Annotated in this window: 14 protein-coding genes; 10 read left to right on the top strand and 4 right to left on the bottom strand. The window is 68.3% G+C overall.

Annotation, left to right across the window (positions count from 1 at the left end):
* Positions 1 to 150 precede the first annotated feature (150 nt).
* Positions 151 to 1,077, top strand: a complete 927-nt coding sequence (gene panB / locus LX83_RS36755) for a 3-methyl-2-oxobutanoate hydroxymethyltransferase (protein WP_253780586.1) — start codon at positions 151 to 153, stop codon at positions 1,075 to 1,077.
* Between the two features lie 55 nt (positions 1,078 to 1,132).
* Here panB and LX83_RS36750 read toward each other — a convergent pair whose 3' ends face one another.
* Positions 1,133 to 1,741 carry a response regulator transcription factor gene (locus LX83_RS36750; RefSeq protein WP_301329550.1) on the bottom strand — a complete coding sequence of 203 codons (609 nt, stop codon included), beginning with the start codon at positions 1,739 to 1,741 and terminating at the stop codon, positions 1,133 to 1,135.
* 20 nt (positions 1,742 to 1,761) lie between these two features.
* Complete coding sequence (locus tag LX83_RS38610) at positions 1,762 to 2,865, bottom strand: sensor histidine kinase (protein ID WP_253780580.1); 1,104 nt, start codon at positions 2,863 to 2,865, stop codon at positions 1,762 to 1,764.
* Between the two features lie 277 nt (positions 2,866 to 3,142).
* Between LX83_RS38610 and LX83_RS36740 the strand changes: the two genes are divergently transcribed.
* From LX83_RS36740 to LX83_RS36700, 9 genes are all read left to right on the top strand, one after another.
* Entirely contained in the window at positions 3,143 to 4,210 is a 1,068-nt protein-coding gene (locus LX83_RS36740) for a hypothetical protein (protein ID WP_253780577.1), read from the top strand.
* A gap of 242 nt (positions 4,211 to 4,452) precedes the next feature.
* Complete coding sequence (locus LX83_RS36735; RefSeq protein WP_253780574.1) at positions 4,453 to 5,409, top strand: hypothetical protein; 957 nt, start codon at positions 4,453 to 4,455, stop codon at positions 5,407 to 5,409.
* Positions 5,410 to 7,285: 1,876 nt separating this feature from the next.
* Entirely contained in the window at positions 7,286 to 9,304 is a 2,019-nt protein-coding gene (locus LX83_RS36730; protein ID WP_253780571.1) for an RAMP superfamily CRISPR-associated protein, read from the top strand.
* On the top strand, positions 9,304 to 10,734 hold the full coding sequence (locus LX83_RS36725; RefSeq protein WP_253780568.1) for a Cas10/Cmr2 second palm domain-containing protein: 1,431 nt from the start codon (positions 9,304 to 9,306) through the stop codon (positions 10,732 to 10,734). The genes LX83_RS36730 and LX83_RS36725 overlap by 1 nt, the downstream gene beginning before the upstream one ends.
* Complete coding sequence (locus LX83_RS36720; RefSeq protein WP_253780564.1) at positions 10,731 to 11,318, top strand: RAMP superfamily CRISPR-associated protein; 588 nt, start codon at positions 10,731 to 10,733, stop codon at positions 11,316 to 11,318. The genes LX83_RS36725 and LX83_RS36720 overlap by 4 nt, the downstream gene beginning before the upstream one ends.
* On the top strand, positions 11,311 to 12,618 hold the full coding sequence (locus LX83_RS36715; protein ID WP_253780561.1) for a type III-B CRISPR module-associated Cmr3 family protein: 1,308 nt from the start codon (positions 11,311 to 11,313) through the stop codon (positions 12,616 to 12,618). The genes LX83_RS36720 and LX83_RS36715 overlap by 8 nt, the downstream gene beginning before the upstream one ends.
* A gap of 191 nt (positions 12,619 to 12,809) precedes the next feature.
* Complete coding sequence (locus tag LX83_RS36710) at positions 12,810 to 13,922, top strand: RAMP superfamily CRISPR-associated protein (protein ID WP_253780608.1); 1,113 nt, start codon at positions 12,810 to 12,812, stop codon at positions 13,920 to 13,922.
* Positions 13,919 to 14,293: a hypothetical protein gene (locus tag LX83_RS36705; RefSeq protein ID WP_253780558.1), complete on the top strand. Its 375-nt coding sequence runs from the start codon at positions 13,919 to 13,921 to the stop codon at positions 14,291 to 14,293. The genes LX83_RS36710 and LX83_RS36705 overlap by 4 nt, the downstream gene beginning before the upstream one ends.
* A 24-nt stretch (positions 14,294 to 14,317) precedes the next feature.
* Entirely contained in the window at positions 14,318 to 15,046 is a 729-nt protein-coding gene (locus LX83_RS36700; RefSeq protein WP_253780555.1) for a CRISPR-associated endoribonuclease Cas6, read from the top strand.
* Positions 15,047 to 15,160: 114 nt separating this feature from the next.
* Here the strand turns inward: LX83_RS36700 and LX83_RS36695 are convergent, their stop codons facing one another.
* The gene (locus tag LX83_RS36695) at positions 15,161 to 15,367 is read right to left on the bottom strand and encodes a DUF397 domain-containing protein (RefSeq protein WP_253780551.1); all 207 of its coding nucleotides are present in this window, start codon (positions 15,365 to 15,367) and stop codon (positions 15,161 to 15,163) included.
* 19 nt (positions 15,368 to 15,386) lie between these two features.
* Entirely contained in the window at positions 15,387 to 16,241 is an 855-nt protein-coding gene (locus LX83_RS36690; RefSeq protein ID WP_253780549.1) for a helix-turn-helix domain-containing protein, read from the bottom strand.
* Positions 16,242 to 16,587 lie beyond the last annotated feature (346 nt).

Genomic DNA, 16,587 nt, shown 5'->3' with positions numbered 1-16,587 from the left:
CGGCGCGCCCCGGGGTGGGGGCTGGAATGTGTGACCCTGCTTTCACCCCGGCGGCGCGGCCGGCGCGACAGTGCCACGCTCGACGGTGACACCATCCGCGAAAGTCCCAGGGACCCGCCCGGCGCGGGCCTTGAGGAAGGAAGGTCCACCGTGGCAACGACGCCAACCCCCGGGCAGAGCCCTGCCCACACCACCGCTCCCGCCGAGGAGCCCGCCCCCTACGGCACCGGCCCGTCCGCCCCGGCCTCGGCCCTCGGTTCCGCGAGGCCGACCGGCGCCCCCAAGCGGGTCCGCGTCCACCACCTGCGGGAACTCAAGGAACGCGGCGAGCCGTGGCCCATGCTCACCGCCTACGACATGTACACCGCGGAACTGTTCGACCAGGCCGGCATCCCGGTGCTGCTGGTCGGCGACTCGGCCGCGAACAACGTGTTCGGCTACGACACCTCCCTGCCGGTGACCCTCGACGAACTGGTGCCGCTGGTGCGCGCGGTGACCCGGTCGGTGCGCCGCGCCCTGGTCGTGGCCGACCTGCCGTTCGGCAGCTACCAGGTGTCGGTGGAACAGGCCGTGGCCTCGGCTGTGCGGCTGATGAAGGAGGGCCGCGCGCACGCCGTGAAACTGGAGGGCGGCCGGCGGTTCGCCCCGCACGTCAACGCCCTGACCACCGCGGGCATCCCGGTGATGGGCCACATCGGGTTCACCCCGCAGAGCGAGCACAACCTGGGCGGCTACCGCGTCCAGGGCCGCGGCGACGCGGCCGACACCCTGCTCGACGACGCCCTGTCGCTGCAGGCGGCCGGCGCGTTCGCCGTGGTCATGGAGATGGTCCCGGCCGAGGCGGCCAAGCGCGTCACCCACGAACTGCGCATCCCCACCGTGGGCATCGGCGCCGGCCCGGACTGCGACGCCCAGGTGCTGGTCTGGCAGGACATGGCCGGCCTGCGCCGGGGCAAGGCCCCCCGGTTCGTCAAGCGCTACGCCGACCTGGCCGGCACCCTGACCGACGCGGCCACCGCCTTCGCCGACGAGGTCCGCGCCCGCCAGTTCCCCGGCCCGGAACACTCCTTCCACTGAGGCACCACGAGGTGACGCCCGGCCACCGGTCGGGCGTCACCAGCGCCTGCCGGGCTCAGCGGAACTCGACGCCGAGGTGGTCGTCGGCCGTGCCGGAGAACACCAGGCCGAGTTCGTAGGCGCGCACCACGGCCTGGGTGCGGTCCCGTGCCTGGAGCTTCGCCAACAGGTTTCGCACGTGCGTCTTGACCGTCTCGCGGGAGACGACGAGCGCGGCGGCGATCTCGCCGTTGGACAGCCCCCGCGCGAGCAGCCGGAGCACATCGGACTCCCTGGCCGTGAGGTCGACCGCGGACCGCGGGGCGGCGGCGTGGGCGTGTCGCGCGGCGATGCGGCGGACCGCGTCCGGGAACAACACCGATTCCCTGGCGTGCGCCACCCTGATCGCGTTGACCAGGGTCTCGACGGGTGAGCGCTTGAGCACGAATCCGGCCGCGCCCGCCCGCAGCGCGCCCCAGACGAGCTGGTCGTGCTCGAAGGTGGTGACGACGACAACCCGGGTGTCCGGCGCGAGCGCGGTCAGTTCCCGGGTCGCGGCCAGACCGTCCACGCCGGGCATCCGGATGTCCATCAACACGACGTCGGCGCGTGCCCCCAGGGCGACCGCCTGGCGACCGTCCTCGGCCTCACCGACGACGGTGATGTCCGGGTGGATCGACAGCATGGTCGCCCACCCCGACCGGATCAGCTTCTCGTCATCGGCCAGCACCACCCGGATCGCGTCCTGGCCAGGGGCAGCCTCGCCCGGATTCGCCACTGTCGGCCCCCCTTCTCGATTTCGCAGGCACCACCGACCAGTTTCGCGCGCAGCCGCATGCCGGTGAGGCCGCGGCCCGTCCGCCTCGACTCGCCCACCGGGTCACCCGCCACGGCGTTGCACACCGTGATCACCAGGTCGTCGCCCACCTCGACGCGCAGTCCCGGCCGTCCCGCACCGTGCCGGAGCGCGTTGGTCAGCGCCTCACGCGCGATCGCGTAGCCCACGCGGGAGATCCGCGCGGGAACCGCGTCAACCGGGTCGCAGTGCCAGGTCACGTCCATGCCGCTGACGAGGGACTCCAGCGCCGCCAGCGTGGGCGTGTGCGCGTCGTCCCCGGAGTCGAGCACGCCCAGCAGGACGTCGAGTTCCTCCTGGGTGTCGTGCGCGGTGGTGATCAGCTGGGCGAGCGACCGCTCGGCCGCGCCCGGGTCGCCGCGCAGCGCCGATCGCGCCGCCATGGCCTGGACGAGCACGACGCTGAGCGCGTGACCGACCGAGTCGTGCAGTTCGAGCGCGAGTGCCTGCCGGTGCCCCAGCTCCTCGATCAGCCGGCTCGGGTCGGCGCGCAGCAACCGCTCGGCGAGCCACCGCTGCGCGCTACCGGCGGCGGTGGTCACCAGCCCGGCCGCGACCACCACGACGCCGGGGAACACCAGGGCCGACGGCTCGCCCCAGGACTGTCCGATGTGGAGGAACGCGGGCAGCACCGCGAGCACCGCGCCACCGGGGACGGCCCCGGCGAACAGGTGGGACGTGGTGAGCAGCCACAGGTAGAGGCGATTGGGGCGGCTTGGCACGTCGATGCCGAGCAGTCCGGCGAGCGCGGTGGCCTCGATCTGCCGCACGATCGGCAGTGCGGCGACAACCGCGGCCGCCGGCAGGCACACCGCCGCCAGCACCACCAGCCGTCCCAGGGAGCGTTCGGCGAGCAGCCACACGGCCAGCACGGCCACGGCGGGCGTCAACAACGCCGCGCCCAGCAACTGGTACACCCAGGTGGTCCAGATGCGACCGACCCAACTGGCCACCTCGCCCGCCTCCGTGTCGTCGTGCCCACGCCGTGTCCTCCCGGTTGCCCGCCGGACCGCGCCGTGACGCTACCCCGCCGGCTTCCCGCGAACCTCCCTCCCGGGAGGGAGGTGGGCCCCGCGCGTCCTGCCTAGCGTCGGAACCGGTCAGTCGCCGACTCAGCAGGGGAGCATCATGGGTGTGACAGCAGGCGTTCCGTCTTCTCGCGCCGAATTCGCGCGCGAGCCGTCAGCACCGGCACGGTGGCCGGAGGCGCTCGGGGTGGCGGTGTCGGCGGTGACAGCCGTCGTTGGCGCGCTGTGGTGGGCGCGCCCGTCCAGTTACCCGTTCGGGCCAGGGGACCGGGTCACCGTCACGCTCTCGCACTTCCTCGACCACGACGTCGCTGGACCGGTGGTGCTCCTGGCCGGACTGCTCGGACTGGTCGCGGCCGGCCTGGCACTGCGCCGGCCGGGCTCGCCGTGCTGGTTCCTCCGGGTGGTGGCTCTCCTCGAAGTCGGCCTGTTCGGGCTGGTGCTGTCCGACGCGGGCGTCATGTCCCTGTTCGGGTACCTGGCGGCCGTGGCGACACCCGCCGTCGTCCTCGCGGTCGTGGTGATGTCCTGTCTGAAGCGGCAGTGGCCCGGCCTGCTCGTGCTCAGTGTGGTGGCCGTGCTGATCGCGGTCGGCGTGACCACCGGGCTGCTCAGCGCGGACACGCTGGCCTCGTTCGCACACAACCTCGCGGCAGCCTTCAGCCTCTATCTGACGCGTCTGATGTGGACGGCGGCCAACGCCGTGGTGGCCGTGCACTGGCTGTTCCACGCGTTGCGCAGTTGGGGGGTGGGGCGGGGCCGGCGTGCCGCGCTGCCCGACTGGGCCACGCCCGGATCCGCGGCCCGGTGGGGTCGGATCGCGACGATCGGCGCCGCCCTGTGCCCGCTGCCCTACGCCCTGTACCGGTTGACCTGGCTGACGCCGTGGCCCGTTGGCGGAACCGAAGCGGGCCCCGCCGATCTGGGCACCCGGTTGCAGGGTTCCCTCATCGGTGTCGCCGCCCTGCTGGCGTGTGTGCCCATCCTCGGCCTGATCAGCAGGTGGGGTGAGGTGTTCCCCGGGTGGGTGCCGCGACTGCGCGGCCGACCGGTCCCGCCGATGCTGGCGGTCATCCCCGGTGGCGTGGTGGCGCTCGCGTGCTGCCTGTCGGCGCCCGGCGTCGTGGTCGGCAGTGTCCTGTCCGGTTCCCCGTTGGTACTGCTGTTCCCGTACCCGGTCTGGGGCCCGCTGCTCGGCGCGGCCGTGCTGGCCTACTGGCTGCGGCGGCGACAGGGCCCGGCGCCGGCGGTGCCCGGCGGTGCGGGGTAACGCACGGTCCACCTCCGCTGCCGGCTCAGCCGGTGCCGCCTGGCCGTCGGTCGGGCGGCACCGGCTTCTGCTCTCTCCGCCACGGCACCAGCAGTTCCACCGTTGAGTTTTCCTGCTCCGCCCGTGGGGCCGCCCCGGTTTCGCTATCCTCGTCCACCGTTGCGTGACGGGGGGATGACCGAGTGCGACGTGGGGCGAACCAGGCTGGCCGTGGCAGGTTACGGCTGGCCCCACTGTGGACGTTGATCGCGTTCGTGGCCGTTGCCGTGCTCAACGGCCTGATCCCGGACCTGGTCAAGGCCACCTTCGGCCAGACCACGCCCATCCTGGTGCTCGCCATCCTCGCCGCCGCCACGGTGTTCGGCGTCGTCGGCCCACTCCGCTCCCGCTCCCGACCACGCGGCATCGGCGTGGTGGTCAACCTGCGACCGGTGGGCGCGACCAACTGGAGCCAGCAGCGCGTGACCGCCGCGCAGGCCCAGGCCAACCAGCACGACGACCACTTCCAGGTGTCCCAGGAGATCCCGGCCGACCCCGATGCCCGCCGGGCAGCCCTGGACGCCGCCTACGCACAGTTCCACGCCAAACTCACCGAACGGGGCGCCGCTTCCGGGGCCACTCCGGTTTGCCTCTACCTGATCGCCCGCCTGCCCGACGCGTACGACTTCGCCCGCCGCCTCAAGTACGACGTCCACACCAACCTCGTGGTCATGCAGAAGCCCGAGAACTCATCCGTGTTCTACGAGGCAGTGCACCTCGGCGGCCACCTGCGAGGACCGCTGTCCCCAGCGGAGCGCCGTCAGGCGGAGAAGTTCCTCACCGCCCGCACCGAACCACTCGCACCGGACGCCCCCAACCGCGTGGCCCTGATCATCAGCCTCAGCCCGAGCAATCCGTCCATGGTGGCCAACGCCGTGCACGCGGCCCGCACCGGCCAGTCCACCGAGTACGCGGTCAGCCCCGACGACCGGTGCCGGGCGGCCCTGGTGATCAGCGCGTCGAGCCCGCTGCCCGACGACCGGGCCACCTTCGAGTTGACCACCCGCCACATCCACCAGCAGTGGGCGACCTGGCTGGCCACCTGGCACGACGACCCGGAACAACGCCTGTTCCTGGCCGCCCCGGCCACCATCGCCGCCGGCCTCGGCCACACCCTGGCCCGCAGCCCGATCAGGTTCGTCCCCCACACCCCGAACTGACCACGCCGCCCAGTGAAGATCACCCTTGATCGCATGCGCCGTAGTTCGCCTGCGACACGGGCTGCCCCAACGCGCCCAGTTGCGAGGTTCCGTGGTACAAAGAGGCGTCGGGAAGCGGTGGCCCAACAACCAGGAGCTCCCGGATAACACGAACGACAGTGACAACTAAACATGCTCTCAGCTCGTCATTCTCCCTCCTAGGGATCGCGGCAGCAATCGTTGGGCGATCTTCTTGCTGATGTTGCCCTCTCATCGCCCCTCAAGGGATCGAGAACCGGACCCACCCAATCCACGCGGCATTGGGTGGGTCTTGCTCGTAGTAGTGCAACAACCCATCCACTTGGGATGGGTCAGAAGACCAAGAGAGTCTGCCTCCTCTACTGATCCGAAGGATTGCCAGAGCCTCCTCAGGCTCCCGCATACCAGGGCAGAGTTGTTGCAGCTACAACCAAGCTTCCCGGACTGCACTTGTTCTACCCAGAGTGTCTTTCCGGGTCCACCCCCGTCGGGTCTCACACTGCGCTATGATCACGCCATGACGTAAAAGTCTCGCCATGACATCAGCAACAAGATCGACAACGATTGCAAACGCAAATCGTTAACGTAAGCTAACCGCCGGCATGGGAGCACTGTGGATCACCTTTCTTTAGGCACTGTCACCGTTGAGCAGCTCATCCTTGAGCTTGCCCTCTCGGCCCTGCAGCAGATCATCAATAACACGCCGACCAATGTCGCTACGGTTCTCGGCGTGGTTGTGCTGCTTGCCCTTCTCGTGGCTCTACTGATCACCTCTCGCAGGCCACACAGTGACTCAAGCGTGTGCTTGGCCTGTGATGAGAACGGACTACAGGAGCACACCGATCAGAACGGTCGCGCTACGGATGTCACAGCCAGGAGCCTGAACACCGACTCGACCATCATTTGGCGCGAGATTCGATTCCGAAGGTCACCGAAGCACGGTTACCGCCACCGCGGGACTCAAATCGAACTCACGTACAGCAAGCACTCACGCACCCGCAGGCGGCGATAGAGCACGCCCCTATGACCAGCTAGGATCGTTCTGACGCGAGCTATCGCGGCGATTCTCAGCTATGCACTGACCAAAACCAGTACGGGGCACTCTACTACGCCCCGTACTGGTTTCCAGCCAACTCTCATCGAGCACCACATCCGAGATTAATTCCAGGTTCCTGAGACATCAGACCGCGAGCATCTAATAAGCTCACCGGGGCGAGTCCGAAGTTTTTGGGCCCGTGATATTAATAGATGACAAAGGTGGGGATAGCATTCGGCTGACCTTACCAAAGAAAGACAGAACAGTCGTCGATCCTGCGGCTGCGGTTTGTTTTGCACACCAAGAACACCGCTGTTGCGTGATGCTGACGGCGATGCCGAAGTGGCACTCGCGCCCCCTGGGCGACCCGCTGGACATCCTGTCCGCCGAGTTGCCGTTTGTCGATAAGGCTCGCAACAAACTCGGCCTCTAGCTACCCGATTGGAGAACGCGCGATCTAGGATAACAGCCAAATGCATGCCGTCGATCGCAGCAACTCTTCGATGGCGCCATATCTCCAGTTCACAGGACTTATGACCACGTCCAGTAGGTCACAATAAGCACGTTCACCGCCTTGAAGTTCTCCAACGGCTCAATGACCACCCAACACTACCGGCGCCACCACCAGACGTTTTTCCAGGCACTGGTAGAACTACGAACATCGAGGTCGTACTAGCTTTGGGATCTAGCCGCGAAATTATGGCTGACTCGTCTCGCCAGACTACGTGGCACCAGCACATCACGAAGACATCGAGCATCTGAGGAGATGGAGGCAGTAGACGTGAACCTGGGCCATATTCCGACTGCTCGAGTTGAGGTCACGTGACCGACTTCGTCAACCCCTACACGTTCGTGCCGTTCCCTCAGGTCGATGACGCCTGGTTCCGCCACGCGCCCGCCGGCCACCACCGCCTGGGCACCGCTGCTGACGGTTCACCCCGCCTCATGGGCACCATCGAGGTCGAGTTGACCGCGCGCAGCCCACTCCTGATGAGCGACGGCACCGCGGACCAGCACGAAACCCACGGCTTCCCGCGACGCCGGTTTCCCGAGTTCGACGGCCCGGTGCCCTACCTCCCCGGTTCCAGCCTGGCGGGCGTGTTCCGCTCACTGCACGAGTCCGTTGCTGGCGGGTGCCTGCGCATCTTCGAGGACGAGTACCTGCCCAGCTACCGCGACGCCGTGGAACAGGCGCGATCCCTGCTCGACATCTGGACCCTCGCCCTGGTCAGCGAGGTTGACTCGGGAACCGGCCAGCCCAGGACGCTGCACCTGTGCACGGACCTCGTCCGCATCCGGCACGACGCCCTTAACAGGGCACTGGGCGGCCCTCGGAACATCGTCACCGGCACCCGCGTCGACATCTCGCCGCTACCGCCCGCGCCGGCGCGGGGCCTGCGCACGATCACCGATCCCACCAGCATCAGAAAGGGCGGCGACTGGGTGGTCCTGGTCACCGACGCCCGCACCCGCGAAGGCCGCCAGCACTACTACTACACCGCCGGCCTGGTCTCCTTCACCGACGAGAACACCTTCACCTGGAACGACAGTTGGCTGCCCGCGTGGCAGCAGTTCCAGCGGCTCATCGGTGACACCGACGACATGCGCCAGGCCCGCCAGAACACCCGGAGAACGTCGTCCTCCGGCGCTGCTGGTCCGGTCGAGAAAGAAGTGGTCTTCCTGCAGGGCAAGGGCAAGACCGAGATCCCGGTCGGCCGCAGGCACGCGGCCAGGCGGGAACTGTTCCCCGGCCAGGTGATCTGGGTCAAGCTCACGCCCGACGAGACCAGCGTTGCCGAGTTCGCCCTGTCCTCGGTCTGGCGGCACACCGGCACCGGCAAGGCCGGCGACCGCGTTCCGCCCGCGCTGTCTCCCTGCCAGGACCCGCGGCACCTCTGCCCGACCTGCCGCGTGTTCGGCGCGACCGACACCGCTCCCGCCGACCTCGTCCAAGCCGAGCAGCAGAGCTACCGAGGGCACCTGCGGTTTTCCGACGCCCGGCCCCTCGACGGCATCCCCCAGTTGGAACGGCGCGAACTGCCCATGCTCAGCCGGCCCCGCCCCGGCGCCGGCCAGTTCTACCTGGAGTACGACGCGCGCACGCACAACGTGCAGCCCCGGTACAAGGACGTGCCGTTGCGCGAGTGGGGATCACCGTTGGACGCCAAGGAGAACCGTCAACTCCGGGGCCGCAAGCACTACTGGCTGACCGGCCGGTACCAGGAGCGCCCCTATTTCCGGCTGGCCAAGGGGTCGCTGGGCGACAAGCTGGAACGCGTTGCCCAGTCCGTGCCGGCCAACACCCGGTTCGGTTTCACCGTGCGGTTCGCCAACCTGGACCTGGCCGAACTGGGGGCGCTGCTCGCCGCGTTGTCGCCCGGTTCCGTGCTGCACAGCCAGTTGCGCGGCGGCGGCGAGATCGGCTTCGCCGTCGGTGGCGGACGCCCACTCGGTTTCGGCACCTGCACCAGCCAGATCACCGCACTGACCGTGCACACCGCCGACACCTGGTACGGCAGCCAGCAACCCGTCCCGGTCACCGCGGCCGAGGCGGTCGCCGCGTTCACCCAGTCCGTCCACAGTGGAGTGCGTGTCACCTGGCCGGCCCTGGCCGCCGCGCTGCACCTGGACCACGTCCCACCCGACAAGGTCTGGTACCCGCCGGAAAAACCGATCCCGGACGGCGAGTTGACCGGCGACGACCTGGAGCCGGGGTACGACTTCTGGCAGGAGACGCGCGGCTACGCCACCAAGAACACGGCGGTCAAGATGCTGCCACTGCCCCACGTCCTGGCCGCCGACCAGCACCTCAAGGTCATTCGGAAGAAAGGAAAGCGCTGATGCCGCTGTACATCGACGTGGCAGCGGTGCGCATCCAGCGCTACCTGTCCCGAACGCCATCCCTGCGGGGCAGGCGGGGTGCGAGCGCCGCCCTGGTCGCGGCCACCACTTTCAACGAGGGCACCGAGGACGACAAGGACAAGAACAGGGACAGCGACAGGGATCGAGTCCTGCGCGGCCGTGCCGACCTCAATGACGCTGCCGGCGAGGTAGACGGCGTGCTCAGCCTCGTGGTCAACGACCCTCGCGTGCTCGATGATCGTCGTGAGATCGACAAACTCATCCGTGACGTGCTGGTCTACCTGAGGCAGAAACTGCCCGGTGCGGAGTTCCAGGTCGCCCAGGGCAAAGGCGACACCTACCTGGAAGCCCGAATCAACGAGATCAACCCGAACATCGAGCGGGGCAAGGTTGTCCTCGACATGCCCACGGTTTCCGAGTTCCCGCTCACCGCGTGGTGCGGCGTCTGCCGCATCGATCCGGCGGTGACATCCGTCGATCTCCGCAATGACGATGGTGTTCGCGACTTGTGCGCCGACTGCGCCATGCGGCACTCCAACAAGATTCGTCTGCTGGGACGCACCGCGGAAGAGCGCCTGGCCATCGCGATCGGCGCGCCGCCACCGGACTTGAAAGCCAGCCTCAACAAGCTCGCCGAACTCGGTGACCAGAAGTCCGGCGGAACGCACCTCGCCACCATCCACGCAGACGGCAACAGCATGGGGCAGTTCTTCACAACTCTGGCCGGCACCCCCGGCGTTGACCGGGCCGAGGTGGTCAAGGAATTCACCACATGCACGTTTGAAACACTGGCCGCTGCGACCTGCGAGGTCCGCCGCCCCAAGGATTCCATGCTGTGCGTGGTGCCGCACGTGCTCGGTGGTGACGACGTCCTGGTGACCCTGCCCGCGGACCGAGCCTGGGAATTCATCGTGTTCTTTCTGCACGACTTCAACAAGCGCGCTGAACGGCTTGTTCGCAAGCTTGGTTTGGACACCCACTCCAGCCTGACGATCCCCACCATGTCGGCCGGCCTGGTGTTCGCCCGCCGCGACTTCCCCTTCTCCCTCGTGGTCGAGCAGGCGGAGATCTCGCTGCGCCAAGCCAAGAGCGCCGGTGCCGGTCAGGAGGCGATGGTGCAGTTCGTGGACATCACCTCGGACGGGCCAACCCCGCCGGGACAGGCCATCAGCCTCGCCGCACTCAAAGCCAACCAGCAGGCGCTGAACGGCCTGGTCCGGCTGCCCCGGGCGCACCAGGCCCGGCTCGGCGAAAAACTCCGTACAGGGGGGCCAGCCGCCGCGAAGACGCTCGCGCAGCGGGTGGGCACCGCCGCGAGCATCACGCCGTTCCTGTCGGACACCTTCCAGGGCGATGAGTTCATCAGCCTGGACGACGCGCTGCGCATTGCGAGGTGGTGGCGGGCATGAGGCTGGAACTCACCTTCCACGGGCCGTTTCGCGTCAGCACCGGTGACGCCCGCAGCGGCGTGGCCGGAACCGTGAACCGCGACGACCTGATTCCGGCGTCCTCGCTCAAGGGGCTCATGCGCGCCTCGGCCGCGCTGCTGCTGCCCCACCACGAGGACCTGATCGCCGAGATCTTCGGTGGCAGGACGACAACCGGTCGCCGCCACGCGTCGCCGTGGCACTGGGCGCCGGTCAGGTTCGCCGAGCCGCCGAAGATCAGGCAACGGGCACGCATCGCGGTGGACCCCGACACCGGTGCCGTCAAACCGGATTTCCTCGCGCTCAACGACGAGGTGTGGGCCACGACCGGCAGTTTCGAGATCGTCCGCCACCGTCCACTCAGTACTGGCGCACACGCCAGGCACGTGACGGTCCTGGCTTGCGCCGCGGCCGGGGTGCACGCCCTGGGCGCGGACCGCCGCCGTGGCCTCGGCTGGGTGAGCGTGCGCCCGGTCGACCCGCCGATGGACGAATCCCTGCTGGCCGCGTTCGAGCAGATCGTCGCGGAGTCGGCTCCCACTGCCTCCGGAGGATCACGTGCTTGATGTCGTTGTCACCGCCCAACAACCCCTTGCGCTGGGGCGCGGCACCAGTGCCGGCGCGTCAGCACCCACGCATCGGCACATTCCCGGCTCGGTGCTGCGCGGCGCGTTGGCCGCGGCCTGGATCGCCGAGCACGGCGAGCCGACCAGGGAGTCCGGTCTGCGCGACGAGTTCGTGGCCCTGTTCGAGCGCAACGTGCGGTTCGGTCCGCTGTTCGCGCCCGGGTCCACGGTCGTTCCGCTCTCGGTGCTGCGCTGCAAGTACCAGCGGGACAACAGTTGCGCCCAGATCTGGCACGACGAGGCGTTCAGCGATGAGGAGATCACGGAAGAGGTCAAGGAAAAGACCAGGGTGTGCGAGTCCTGTGGCGGACCACTGGCACGCGGACGCAGTGAGGTGGAGTTCCTTCCCGGGGACGCGATCGTCCGCAGCACCCGCGTCGCCCTGACCGCCGAGGGAACCGCTCAGGATGGCGCCCTGTACACCAGGGATGAGCTGGCGCACCGGGACACCACCGGTGCGCCCCGCCAGTTCGTCGGCCGCATTGTCGGTGACGCCCCCTGGCTGGCCCAGGCACGCACACTGTTTCTCGGTGGGCGGCGCAGCACCTCCGGCGCCGTCACCTACCAGGCCGATCCAGCTGCCCCCAAACCAGTTCCACCGCTGACCGGGCGCACGCTCGTGCTGCGACTGCTGTCCCCGGCCGTGTTCGTGGACAAGGCCGGCCGACCAAGTTCCCAGCCGGACGAGCACGTGTTGACCGAACTGCTGGGTGTGACGGCCACCGTGGCGCACAGCTGGATTCGCTGGGACCGGGTTGGCGGCTGGCACGCTGCCGCTGACCTGCCCAAACCCGAGGAACACGTGATCGCCGCCGGCTCCACCTACAAGCTGAAGTTGGAGGGCGATCCCGACCCCGCCGCCCTGCAGCGGCTGCGCGACCACGGTGTGGGCCTGCGGCGGGCCGAGGGCTTCGGGTGGATCGAGTTGGGCCAGGCGGAACGGCCGCGCATCGCCGAAGTGCTGCCGGCGGACAGCACCGACCGGGTGGCGATGGGCATGTCGGACATGCTGCTCAAGCTCGACAACAACCTCGGTCGCTGGTTCCTCCGGGAACTCCGGCGCTACCACGCCTACCGGGTACAAGGCGGACCAGTTATCAAGGACCTGTTGAGTCGTCCCAAGCTGGAAATCCTCACCCCACAGCAACGTAAATATGTCGACTTGCTGTTGGAGTTCGACGTGCAACGCATCGGCCGTGTTGTCGACGCTTTGGAAGCCCGGCTTCGGGGGGTGCTGTGATGACCGCGTTCCTGTTGGCCAAGGTCACCCTGGAACTGCGCTCCCCCGGTGGCGTCGCCTCTCCTGAGCAGGACACGGGAAGCAGCGGGCACATCCCGTTGGCCCGCACCCCGGCCGGCGATCTCCACGTTCCGGCTACCTCACTGGCCGGCTCGTTCCGCGCCCACCTCGGTGACCGAGCAGTGGAGTTCATGGGCCGGGCCCCCGAGGACGAGCAGGTGTCGAGTTCCGCCCTGTGGTTTCTCGGCACCAGCCTGGTCGGGCCTGATCCCGTGGTCCGCGCCCGCACCGCCGTTGACCGCGTCCGCGGGTCGGCGGCCACGTCAATGCTGCGCCGCCACGAACACCTCGCGGTGGGCACGCGGGTGGTCGTGTACCTCCGGCTCACTGACATCGCCCTGCGCGACGAACTGTTGGCCGCGCTGGCCACCTGGGCGCCGGTCATCGGTGGTGGCCGCACCGCCGGCTTCGGCCGTGCTGCCGTGACCAAGGTCCAACACCAGACCGTCGACCTCGGCACGCCCGAAGGCCGACGGCTGTGGTTGACCAGTGGCGGCCCCGACATGTTCGCCGACGCGGGCATGGCGCTCGTCGACCTGCCAGAGCCGACCGAACCCACGCCCGTGGTGGATCTGGCCTGGTCGATCGTGGACGGCCTGCACATCGGCAACGGCGAGACGGTGAAACGCCAGGGTGCCAGCGACATCGCCACGGTCATCTGCGATCACGACAGTGTGCCGTTCGTGCCGGGCAGCACGTGGAAGGGCGTGTTGCGCTCCCGGTGTGAGTTCATCCTGCGTTCGTTGGGCGCGCCCGCCTGCTCGCCCAGCGGGTTGGACGGCAGCAAGGCGAATCCCTGTGGCAGCTGCCTGATCTGCCAGGCGTTCGGCTTCGTCAACGGCGACATCGAGCCGCCTGCCCGCCGTGGCCTGCTCGAATTCGCCGACTCACCCATCGCCGACGCCGATGTCGTCGCGCAACCGCATGTCGCCCTGGACCGGGTGTTCGGCGGCGCCCGCAAGAACGCGCTGTTCGCCCAGGAGGTTGTGCGCGGCGGACAACTCTCCCTCACCGTGCGCGCCACCGATGAGGTTCCCCCCGGAATCAGAGCCCTGCTACTCCTTGCCTGCTACGACATCCACTACGGTTTCGCTGGCATTGGCAAGTCGACCACGCGGGGGCTGGGTACGCTTCGCCTTCTCGACGACGATCCTGAAGAACTGCGGAAGCGACGCGCGGACGCGATCGACGTTCTCACCAGGGCACTGCGCTCGGCGAAGCCGGAGGAGGTTGCGGCGCAATGAGTTTGTGGAAGTTGGACGCGCTGGGCCGGCGCCCCTGGGCTGCGGTGCGCCAGGAGCTTGCGGGCTGCACCTGCGTGTGGCTCGACCTCGACGGGTTGAACCTCGGCGAGGCACCCGTTGAAGCGCCGATCGCCACCCACCTGTGGGGCTGGGCCGATGGCCGGTACGTGCGCGTCCGACTGGACGATGACCACGCCTACGTTGGCGTGCTGCGTGAGCCGGCCGCCCCAGAGCCCCCGGGCGAGGACGTCACCGTGCTCGTGCGCAGCGCGGTGATGCGCGGCAGTGAGCACGACGAGCAGCACCTGAAGGTCGAGCTGCTGGAAATCCCGGGTTCGGCCCCGGTGACCTTCGTCCGACCAGCCCGTTGACCTGAGCGGAGAGGAGATGTCCTCGTGCGGCTGCGCATCGAGGTGACGACCCAGGCATCCAGCATCCCGTGGGACAACCTCCTGCGGCCCGGCCGGGGCTTGATCTACAACCTGCTGTCCGAAGCCGCACCGGACCTCGCCACCCGTCTGCACGAGGAGGGGTGGGGGCGGCACCGCATTGTCCCGTTTGGACACGGTGCCCCCACCTTCCCCAAGGCCCGCCGGACGCCGGGGGTCTACGGCGCTGGTGGGCGCGGCTGGCTGGAACTCGGCAGCCCCCTGCCCGAGGTGGTCGAGGCGTGGCAACGGGCGCTGGCTGATCGCCAGGTGCTCGACTGGGGCGGTGTCGCACTCCAGGTGCGCAAGCTGGTTCCGGTCGAAGCTCCTGCCTTCGCCGACGGCAAGGCCGAGTTCCGCACGGCAACACCCGTGGTGCTCAAGGCCCCGGTGCTCGCCCCGGCCGGCGCGAGCGGGGGCGGCCGGCACCGGGAGCTGCTGCCGTATGAGGAGGGCTTCATGGAGGCGTTCCACCACAACCTGCGCCGCAAGGCCGAGACACTGGACCTCGACCCCGAAGTGACGGCCACCCGGACGTGGGTGGGCGCCAAGCGCTCGTTCACGGTCAAGTCGGGCCGCCGGGTCGGCGCCCCACTGGGCGTGGAACTGCAGGGCTCGCCGGCGTTACTCCGTGCCCTGTGGTCGTGGGGCCTCGGCCAGGCCAACCCGGCCGGCTTCGGCTGGATCGCCCCGTGATGACACCCGGCCCGAGGCTTTCGGTCCTCATCGCCCCTGCGGGGAACACCGTTAGAAGCACCGAGGCCCACCCGGTCACGCAGCGGACCGGGTGGGCCTCGTGTTGTCCAGGCATCAGCCTGTGAGCTGACCGGTCTTGATCGCGTTCAGGAACCCGGCAAGCTCTGGCTGCCTGAAAACTAAGACCGCGCCGCTCGGGCACTTGCTGTCCCGAACGGCTCCCACGTCACCGACGCGAGCCAGCTCGACGCATGCACCGTTGTTACCACCGCTGTAGCTCGACTTCCGCCACGTGGCCGCTGATAGGCCCGGAGGGTACATCTCCGCCTCCCACTCGCTGTCAGATCTGCTCCGCCACTCTAGCTATCAGCTCAGCGCTCTTCGCCCTGCTCAGCGCCGTCTTCGTCAACTGCCCGAAGATCACCTCGTAGCGCTTCACCTGTGGCGGTTTCTCCAGATAAGTGCCGCCGAGGTCATGTTCGAGATACACGAGGTCCAGATCGTCAGCCGCTTCGAAACGAAGCATGATGAACGGCGCGGTCATCGCCGGGTGAGCGCCTGACTCGAATGGGAGGACCTGTAGATGAACATTCGGGCGCTTCCCGACTTCAGCGAGGTGGCGCAACTGCTCTCGCATGACGTCCTTGCCGCCGACCTCACGGTGGAGAGCACCTTCGTTGATCACGCAGTGCAGGAGCGGAGGACGCGGACTTGACAGCCGTTCCTGCCTGGCTTGCCGAAACGCCACCGAACGTCGGAGATCATCCGCCGTGCTGCTCGGTTCCACCGCGCGCCGCAGCGCCTTGATGTAGTCGGCCGTTTGCAGCAGCCCGGGCAGCACCTCGCTCTCGTATTCCGCGATGACCGAGGCGTCTTCTTCCAATCCCACGAATCTTGCGAACCAGTCCGGCATCGTGTCGGCATAGCTGTCGAGCCTGCCCGGTTTCTCCGCTTCGACTGCTCGGACCAACAACCCTTCGGTTATCTGGTCCGAGACCCCGTAGAACTGGCAGAGCAGTCTGACGTTCGCCACGCGAATTCCCTGCTTGCCGTTTTCGATCTTGCTGACTGTGCCACCCTTGATGCCCGCGTACGCACCGGCTTCTATCGTCGTCTTGCCTGCCGCTTCCCTCAGCCTCTTCAGCTCCTTGCCGAGTTGACGGCGGAGAACGGTGCGGCCAAGTTCGTCGGCCATCGCAGCAACCTCCGGGTGACTCGTGGTCGAGGGCGTAGACAGTCTGCCTCTAGGGGTTCCTGCCCTCTCAGCGAGGATCACTCATTCGGGGCTACGACTGAGGAAGCTTCCTGAGCTAGTCTACTGACACTTGCTCGAAGCGCTCGGCAGCTATCAACTCCGCACCCAGTTCCTCGTTCGCCCTCGGAATGTGGGTGCGGTGGGCAACTGCCGCCAGAAGTTGCCCGGGAGTGGCAGGACGGGGCGCGCGGTCACGATCCCGTCCTGCCACTCACCCACCACACGTGGAGGTGTTGCGTGGTCACCGCGGCTTTCACCATCGGAGTTCTGCTCGGTTGCGCTGGCA

This window comes from Goodfellowiella coeruleoviolacea (assembly GCF_024171785.1).
In the GTDB taxonomy this organism is placed as follows: domain Bacteria; phylum Actinomycetota; class Actinomycetes; order Mycobacteriales; family Pseudonocardiaceae; genus Goodfellowiella; species Goodfellowiella coeruleoviolacea.
This window is presented reverse-complemented; position numbering and strand designations above follow the sequence as displayed.

Coding starts and splice junctions, on each gene's coding strand:
- LX83_RS36750 (WP_301329550.1), bottom strand. CDS start 1,741: ATGCTGTCGATCCACCCGGACATCACCGTCGTCGGTGAGGCCGAGGAC.
- LX83_RS36725 (WP_253780568.1), top strand. CDS start 9,304: ATGCCGCTGTACATCGACGTGGCAGCGGTGCGCATCCAGCGCTACCTG.
- LX83_RS36720 (WP_253780564.1), top strand. CDS start 10,731: ATGAGGCTGGAACTCACCTTCCACGGGCCGTTTCGCGTCAGCACCGGT.
- LX83_RS36710 (WP_253780608.1), top strand. CDS start 12,810: ATGGGCCGGGCCCCCGAGGACGAGCAGGTGTCGAGTTCCGCCCTGTGG.
- LX83_RS36705 (WP_253780558.1), top strand. CDS start 13,919: ATGAGTTTGTGGAAGTTGGACGCGCTGGGCCGGCGCCCCTGGGCTGCG.
- LX83_RS36695 (WP_253780551.1), bottom strand. CDS start 15,367: ATGTACCCTCCGGGCCTATCAGCGGCCACGTGGCGGAAGTCGAGCTAC.
- LX83_RS36690 (WP_253780549.1), bottom strand. CDS start 16,241: ATGGCCGACGAACTTGGCCGCACCGTTCTCCGCCGTCAACTCGGCAAG.